An 8,014-nucleotide genomic window follows, 5' to 3' on the forward strand; every position below is an offset into this window, starting at 1 on the left:
ATAAGTCTTTAAAAAATAACTTTAAAGCCGCTTTTTTAAGCGGCTTTTATTTTGTTAATTTTTTAGAGTGCTATAATCCCGCGCTGCACTTCCATTCATCTGAGTTAGCAATGCGAAATAAAAAATCAATAATTACATTGCTGATTATCTCTATCATATTGTCTTCTGCAGTATGTCTGTATTATTTGCAGCGCTACAAAGAAGTAAAACAGCAGAGCTTTGACTACTCAGCTAAGCAAGCCGTTCATCAGTTAGTGTATGCCAAGCGAGATTATGATCTTCTCAAGACTCAGTTAGTCTCGGTCATGGAGCTACTCAGTCATAGCCAGAGCTTGGTTAACTTTGCTTCCTCTCCCTCAGACCAAACCAAACATCTACTTGAAGAGGTCTGGCAATCTGTTCTCGTGAACCAGAAGTGGTATACACAAATCCATCTGTTAGATGTCACTGGCAAAGAATTGGTGCGTGTTAACTATTCCTCTGATACCGGTAGAGTGACGTTTCCTCAACAGCTGCAAGATAGGTCGGATTCTAACTACTTCCAATACGCTCAAAAACTAGAAGCCGAACAGATTGGCGGTTGGGGTATTGAGCTTGAAACTGAGCATGGTGAAGTCACCTTCCCTTATTCGCCGGTAATCCGTGTCTTTACCCCAGTAGAAACCCCTGACGAAAGAGTAGGCTACCTCGTCATCAATCTTGATGTATGGGGCTTATCGTCGCGTCTGAGCTTTTCACCAGATAACGATCTTAGAGCAGAAGTTCTTAATGAAGCGGGTTATTACATCGCGAGTAACAACAGCGGTAAGTTGTTCGGAGACTCTATTCCTGAAAGAAAAGGCTATAACCTGAAAAATATCGCGCCGAAGACGTGGGATGCGATCTCCAATGATCAGGTGGGATACGTTTTTGAAGATGGTAATTTGTTTGCCTTTAACACGGTTATGCTCGCGAACAGTCAAAAGGTCCATTTACTGATTCAACTTAATCAAAAGCAACTGATGGATCGGGCTGAGCGTGATCTAGATGATTTGGCCCATGAAGAGATCATTGTTCTGATTACGGTGCTGATATTCGCTTTCCCGTTTGCTTACCTGGTGACGCACTGCCGACGCCGAAGCCTAGAGAGTAAATTGGCACGCGCCGCATTGAATGGTATGTCGGCAGTGATGATCTCTGACAAGCAGCACCGCACAATGATGATCAACAACGAATTTGAGAACATGACTGGGTACTGCAAAAAACAGGTGATCGGTCAAAATGCATTGCAGTTGCTGCTTGAGAATGCCGACCAAGTGCTCTCAAGCTCGGCTATTTGGAGTCATTTAGAGCAAGAAGAAGTATGGGAAGGGGAGGTTCAGTGTAAGAACAAGCTGCGTATTCCTTTTACTGCGATCATGCGAGTGCATGCGGTCAAAAACAATTCAGGCAAAGTCAGTTACTACATCACTTCGTTGGTTGATATTTCCGTAAGGAAGGAGCTTGAGGTGCGTTTGAGGATCTTAAGTGAACGTGACTCTTTGAGTAACCTCTGGAACAGACGAAAGTTCGAAGAGCAGTTGGCCTACTATTCTCGCTTGGTTGAGCGTTACCCGAACGAAGCGACCACTTGCTTAGCCTTAGTCGACATCGATAACTTCAAGCGAATCAATGATGAACTTGGCCACGACGAAGGTGACCGTGTGATTGCTGGTGTTGCTAAGCTTCTGCAAGACAGTCTTCGTGGGACGGATTTTGTTGCACGTGTCGGAGGGGAAGAGTTTGCACTCTTGATGCCACACACCTCACTGCCAGAAGCAAAGCGCGTATTGGATCGCTTGCGAATAGAGATTGAACTGGCAGCCGGAACTAAGGTAACGGTGAGTGTTGGCTTTACTGATTTAACAAGTAACAGTACTCGCTCATACAAGTGTGCCGATGTTGCGCTTTACGAATCTAAATCGTCTGGTCGTAATACGGTCTCTATGTGTCCTAGCTACGATGATGTCGCTTAGGTTCGCTTCTATCTAGTCCTGTCTTCTATTTGCTTCACCTCTTCAAGTCGCGCCCCGACTCCTTTCCCTCTTTTTATTAGGAATCTCACTTTTGAGCGACCTGTGTCACAAAATCTATACAGTTAGACTAAAGTCTAATGTTGGTGGAAATTTGAGCTAAAATGAACAGTAAGTAAACTACTTTGCTTCAGATTACATCGTGTTAAACGATGTAATAAATAGAGTGTTTACCAGATGTAAAAGGATGACACCGTTAACTTAATTCAGCTGGTTAGCTAGCCTTATCAATAACTTGAAAGGCAGCAGTAGAATTAGGTTAGCTGGAGCAAGAGTTTGGGGATCATACAGTCTGGTTAAAAGAGGCGTGGTATGTTTGTCGATTTTTTAGTTAGGTTAACCATAGGCACATTAGCCATTCTTGGCTTTCAACTTAGTGCATTGTATTTTTTACCTATGGTTGTGCTGCTCAATACTCATCACAAAGAGTTTTTTGGGTGGTAGTTCAGTCGTGGTACTGGAAACAAAAAAACGGAGCCGCTGGGCTCCGTTTTTATTTGGTTAGAATCTATCTTGGCATCATGCCGCTTCGATAACTTCTTCAATTCGTTTCATTGAACCTAGTAAGTGTTGATCAAGCAGTTCTGTTGCTTGTTCTACATTCTTAGAGAGTACTAGTTTCATGATCATTTCGTGCTCATCAATATTGAACAGATCATCAGATGCGCTTTCTGCAGACATAGCGAGGAAGCGGTAACGTTTCACTTGGTTAATTAGGTCATCAAAGAACTTAAACATGTTCTCTGAATCTGCACCTTCAAGCAGTGCGACATGGAATTGCTGGTGGCGCTCTTCCCATTCTACACAGTCAAACTCTTCAGATACGTACTGTACTCGCGATAGTTTATGGTAAGACGTTAGTACATCCAGTTCCCAGCTCTCATCACCTGCTGCAATCGCTTTTTTAAGCAGAACCGATGATACAACACGAAGGCTTTCGTATAGGTCATTCAGTTCTTTCTTTGATACAGGAGATACCCAGCAGCCTTTTTGTGGCTCTAGCTTTACGTATTTACTCCAAGACAATTGCACTAGGGCTTCACGAATTGGAGATGCACCAACGTTGTATCTATTTTTTAGATCAGCAACAACGAGCTTTTGACCTGGGGTTAATTCACCGTTGAGAATATCTTGGCGAATCATCTTTGATACTTTGTCAGTGAGAGTAGGACTAGACATTACAAACCTCATGTATATTTGATTTCTAGTCTGCTAATCCATCTCTTGGAAAGAGCCATTGGATATTAACAGTACGTAGTTCTATCTTGTTTGATAATATAGCGTACTGAAAAGTTAGGCAAGATTTGTTTCATAAAAAAAGAGGGCCGAAGCCCTCTTTTATATTTTTATGCGAATCGGTTCATTCTTATAGAACGTGAACAGATGCCGTGTTTGTAGTACCAGAAGCCACTAGAGCGCCAGAAACCATTACTACGATATCGCCTTTGTTACCTAGGCCAGATTGTAGAGCGATTTCTTTACCGTTGATGTAGAACGTGTCTGTGTTCTCGATAGAGTCAACAAGAACTGGTTTAACACCTTTAGTAAGAACTAGCTGTGCAGCTGTCTTTTCGTTAGTTGTTAGAGCAAGGATGTTTGCTGTTGGGAAGTACTTACGTACTGAACGTGCAGACTTACCGCCTTCAGTTGCAACAACGATTAGAGGAGCAGCTAGCTTCTCTGCTGTGTCTACAGCGCCTTTACATACTGCTTCAGTGATGCGTAGACGTGGGCTGTCTAGACGAGAACCTAGCTCAGCTTTAAGAGCTGAATCAGTACGGTTCGCGATTTGAGCCATGATAGTAACAGCTTCAACTGGGTACTTACCTTTAGCAGTTTCACCAGAAAGCATTACTGCATCAGTACCATCCATGATTGCGTTCGCAACGTCACCCGCTTCAGCACGAGTTGGACGTGGGTTGCTGATCATAGAGTCAAGCATTTGAGTTGCAGTGATAACCATCTTACGTGCACGGTTACACTTCTCGATCATCATCTTCTGAGCGAAGATTACTTCTTCAGCTGGGATTTCAACACCTAGGTCACCACGAGCAACCATGATGCCGTCAGAAGCTTCAAGGATTGAATCGAAGTTATCTACACCTTCTTGGTTTTCAATCTTAGAAATGATGTGGATGTTCTCGCCGCCGTTAGCGTTTAGAAGCTCACGGATTTCTTTAACGTCTTCTTCTTTACGGATGAAAGAAGCAGCAACGAAATCTACGCCTTGCTCACAACCAAACTTAAGGTCAGCTTTGTCTTTCTCAGAAAGAGCAGGAAGTTGAACAGAAACGCCAGGAAGGTTAACACCTTTGTTTTCGCCTAGAGCACCGTTGTTAAGAACTTTACACTTAACTTCAGTTTCTGTTGTTGCGATAACTTCCATTTCGATTAGGCCGTCATCAACAAGGATAGTGTTACCTGCTGTTAGGTCTTTAGCGAAACCTAGGTAAGTTACTGCTACTACGTCTTTGTTACCAACAACTGTTGCGTCAGTTGTGAAAGTGAACTCTTGACCAGCTACTAGATCTACGTCGTTACCATCTTCAAGTTTGATAGTACGGATTTCTGGACCTTTAGTATCTAGAAGGATAGCAAGTTGCTCACCTTTGTTTTCCATTACTTTACGGAAGTTCGCGATACGAGTGCCGTGCTCTGCGAAATCACCGTGAGAGAAGTTAAGACGCATAACGTTCATGCCAGCATCTACTAGTTCAGTTAGCTTCTCTACAGATTCAGTTTTAGGGCCAATCGTACATACGATTTTGGTCTTTTTCATGGAAGGTACTCTCCGGTAAGTATTGTTACAATTTGAAATTTATTTAAGTTCTGAAGATTGGTCCGCTACATCAACATTTTGTGCCTGTTGTGTAAAAGCGCGGGACTTCCAATATGTCCTTCAGAGTTGTAAGTCTTTCATCAATTTTAGTCATTTTATGACTAAAAGATTTTGATTCAATATCGGTTTTCTGTGACTTACCCCACTATATAGGGGGTAAGTTGCAAAAAAATAACAGTCAGTTTTGTAATTTTTTTTCTTTTCGGGTGCGGATTCTACCACCTAATGAGTTCAATATCACTGTTTAACAATTGTCTTAGGACAAGGTTTTATCGCTATTTATTAATTTTTTGGATCAAAATAAATGGACTAAATAGTTTCGTTGTAACTATAATATGTTTCACATCGAAACTTAATGGCCTTTTTTAAATGTCGAAACGAAACACCCAGCTCAGAAGACATGCAATTTCTAACCTAGTGAATGAAAAAGGGGAGGTTAGTGTTGATGAATTATCCGCTAAGTTCGAAACCTCAGAAGTCACTATTAGAAAGGACTTGGCGTCTTTAGAGAAAAACGGTCAGCTTTTACGCCGTTATGGTGGTGCGATTTCGTTACCGAAAGAGGTTGTCAACGAAGAGCTGGGTCAACAAGTTTCGACTCGAAAGATTTCATTGGCAAAAGCCGCTGCAGATTTAATTCGCGACCATAACCGCATCGTGATCGATAGTGGCAGTACGACCGGTGCTCTAATTCAGCAGCTTAATGCTAAGCGTGGCTTGGTTGTTATGACCAACTCATTGCACGTTGCTAATGCGCTTAATGAGCTTGAAAGCGAGCCGACGTTATTAATGACTGGCGGCACTTGGGATACCCATTCGGACTCTTTCCAAGGCAAAGTTGCAGAGTCGGTACTTCGTGCTTACGATTTTGACCAACTATTTATTGGGGCTGATGGTATCGACCTCGATAGAGGCACAACCACGTTTAACGAACTGGTTGGCCTGAGCAAAGTAATGGCTGAAGTGTCACGAGAAGTGATCGTGATGGTTGAGTCGGAAAAGGTGGGACGAAAGATCCCGAACTTAGAGCTGGCATGGGAACACATTGACATCTTAATTACCGATACAGACTTAGGCGAAGAATCCAAAGCAAGTATCGAATCACATGATGTTCGAGTGATCCTGACCGATCCAGCGTAAAAACAAATTTAAGTATTATGCATTTACCTTCCTATAATTGATCTTAATGAAGATTTGGCCTTTGCTTGCTGCCAATAGGAATAAAACAAAATTGATGGAGTGAAACTATGTGTGGAATTGTTGGTGCAGTAGCACAGCGTGATGTAGCTGAAATTTTAGTAGAAGGCCTTCGTCGTCTAGAATACCGTGGCTACGATTCAGCTGGTGTCGCTGTAGTCGATACTGAATCTAACCTAACTCGTGTACGCCGCCTAGGTAAAGTACAAGAGCTAGCTGACGCAGTAGAAGAGCAACAAGTGATTGGTGGTACAGGTATCGCTCATACACGTTGGGCGACACACGGTGAGCCGTCTGAAGCGAACGCACACCCACACATGTCTGGTGATATTGCCGTTGTACACAATGGCATTATCGAAAACCACGAAGCACTGCGCGCTATGCTGCAAGAGCGTGGTTACGTATTTACTTCACAAACGGATACAGAAGTTATTGCTCACTTAGTTGAGTGGGAACTTCGCACTTCAGCTTCTTTGGTTGAAGCGCTACAGAAAACAGCAAAACAATTAGACGGTGCGTACGGCACGGTTGCGGTTGATCGTAAAGATCCTAGCCGTATCGTTGTAGCTCGTTCTGGTAGCCCGATCGTTATCGGTTTTGGTGTCGGCGAGAACTTCCTTGCTTCTGATCAACTGGCGCTACTGAGCGTAACTCGTCGTTTCATGTACCTAGAAGAAGGTGATGTTGCTGAGGTAACTCGTCGTGATGTTACGGTATTTGATGTAGCGGGTGAGCGTGTTGAGCGTGAAATCGTTGAGTCAAACGCTGAACACGACGCAGGTGACAAAGGTCAATACCGCCACTTCATGCAGAAAGAGATCTTCGAGCAGCCAACAGCGCTGATCAATACAATGGAAGGCCGTATCTCTGACACTTCGGTTATCACTAACGCGATCGGCGTTAAAGCTGAAGAGATCCTAAGCAAGGTTGAACACGTGCAGATCATCGCATGTGGTACGTCTTACAACTCAGGCATGGCAGCGCGTTACTGGTTTGAATCTCTAGCTGGCGTAAGCTGTGACGTAGAGATTGCTTCTGAATTCCGTTACCGTGATTTCGTTGTTCGTCCGAACAGCCTATTGGTGACTCTGTCTCAATCTGGTGAAACGGCGGATACGCTTGCTGCACTTCGTCTTGCAAAAGAGAAGGGTTATATGTCTGCAATGACTATCTGTAACGTTGCGGGTTCTTCACTGGTTCGTGAATCTGATTTTGCCTTCATGACTCGCGCAGGAACAGAGATCGGTGTTGCTTCTACTAAAGCTTTCACAACTCAACTAGCAGCGATGCTGATGATGGTAACGTCAATTGGTCGTCTACAAGGTCGTATCAATGAAGAAAAAGAAGCGGAAATCGTTCAAGCACTTCACCAACTGCCTGCTGATATCGAGAAAGCATTAGCGTTCGATAAAGAAATTGAAGCACTGGCACCTGATTTTGCTGATAAGCATCACACACTGTTCTTGGGTCGTGGTGAGTTCTACCCAATCGCGATGGAAGCGTCTCTTAAACTGAAAGAGATCTCTTACATCCACGCAGAAGCATACGCAGCTGGTGAGCTTAAGCACGGTCCTTTGGCTCTTATCGATGCAGATATGCCTGTAGTCGTTATTGCACCAAGCAACGACTTGCTAGAGAAGCTGAAATCGAACGTTGAAGAAGTGCGTGCTCGTGGCGGTCTACTTTACGTATTCGCTGATGAAGATGCGGGCTTTGAAAGCGATGAGAACATGAAGATCATCAAGATGCCTCACGTAAGTGAAGTAACAGCGCCTATCTACTACACAGTACCGATGCAGCTGCTGTCTTACCATGTCGCACTAATAAAAGGTACCGACGTTGACCAACCTCGTAACCTAGCGAAAGCGGTAACAGTTGAGTAATCGACAGCTTACCTAAGATATAGATGTCGGAAGACAATAAAGTT

At 43.6% G+C, this 8,014-nt stretch carries 5 protein-coding genes; 3 read left to right on the forward strand and 2 right to left on the reverse strand.

Features of this window, described 5'->3' with window-relative positions:
* Positions 1–110: 110 nt before the first annotated feature.
* Positions 111–1,994: a diguanylate cyclase gene (locus tag AB4263_RS16370; RefSeq protein ID WP_372098538.1), complete on the forward strand. Its 1,884-nt coding sequence runs from the start codon at positions 111–113 to the stop codon at positions 1,992–1,994.
* A 576-nt stretch (positions 1,995–2,570) separates the two neighbouring features.
* On the opposite strand, the gene AB4263_RS16375 is transcribed toward AB4263_RS16370, so the two are convergent.
* Positions 2,571–3,242 carry a GntR family transcriptional regulator gene (locus AB4263_RS16375; protein ID WP_136982221.1) on the reverse strand — a complete coding sequence of 224 codons (672 nt, stop codon included), beginning with the start codon at positions 3,240–3,242 and terminating at the stop codon, positions 2,571–2,573.
* Positions 3,243–3,417: 175 nt separating this feature from the next.
* On the reverse strand, positions 3,418–4,830 hold the full coding sequence (gene pykF / locus AB4263_RS16380) for a pyruvate kinase PykF (protein ID WP_136982222.1): 1,413 nt from the start codon (positions 4,828–4,830) through the stop codon (positions 3,418–3,420).
* Positions 4,831–5,259: 429 nt separating this feature from the next.
* Here pykF and AB4263_RS16385 point away from each other — a divergent pair, with 429 nt between their 5' ends.
* Positions 5,260–6,030 (forward strand): DeoR/GlpR family DNA-binding transcription regulator, encoded by a 771-nt coding sequence (locus AB4263_RS16385; protein ID WP_017061404.1) that lies wholly within the window; start codon positions 5,260–5,262, stop codon positions 6,028–6,030.
* A gap of 107 nt (positions 6,031–6,137) precedes the next feature.
* On the forward strand, positions 6,138–7,970 hold the full coding sequence (gene glmS / locus AB4263_RS16390) for a glutamine--fructose-6-phosphate transaminase (isomerizing) (RefSeq protein ID WP_017061405.1): 1,833 nt from the start codon (positions 6,138–6,140) through the stop codon (positions 7,968–7,970).
* Positions 7,971–8,014 lie beyond the last annotated feature (44 nt).

It is taken from the genome of Vibrio sp. 10N.261.55.C5, from assembly GCF_041470505.1.
Taxonomy (GTDB): Bacteria; Pseudomonadota; Gammaproteobacteria; order Enterobacterales; family Vibrionaceae; genus Vibrio; species Vibrio crassostreae_C.

Coding starts and splice junctions, on each gene's coding strand:
- AB4263_RS16370 (WP_372098538.1), top strand. CDS start 111: ATGCGAAATAAAAAATCAATAATTACATTGCTGATTATCTCTATCATA.
- AB4263_RS16375 (WP_136982221.1), bottom strand. CDS start 3,242: ATGAGGTTTGTAATGTCTAGTCCTACTCTCACTGACAAAGTATCAAAG.
- pykF (WP_136982222.1), bottom strand. CDS start 4,830: ATGAAAAAGACCAAAATCGTATGTACGATTGGCCCTAAAACTGAATCT.
- AB4263_RS16385 (WP_017061404.1), top strand. CDS start 5,260: ATGTCGAAACGAAACACCCAGCTCAGAAGACATGCAATTTCTAACCTA.
- glmS (WP_017061405.1), top strand. CDS start 6,138: ATGTGTGGAATTGTTGGTGCAGTAGCACAGCGTGATGTAGCTGAAATT.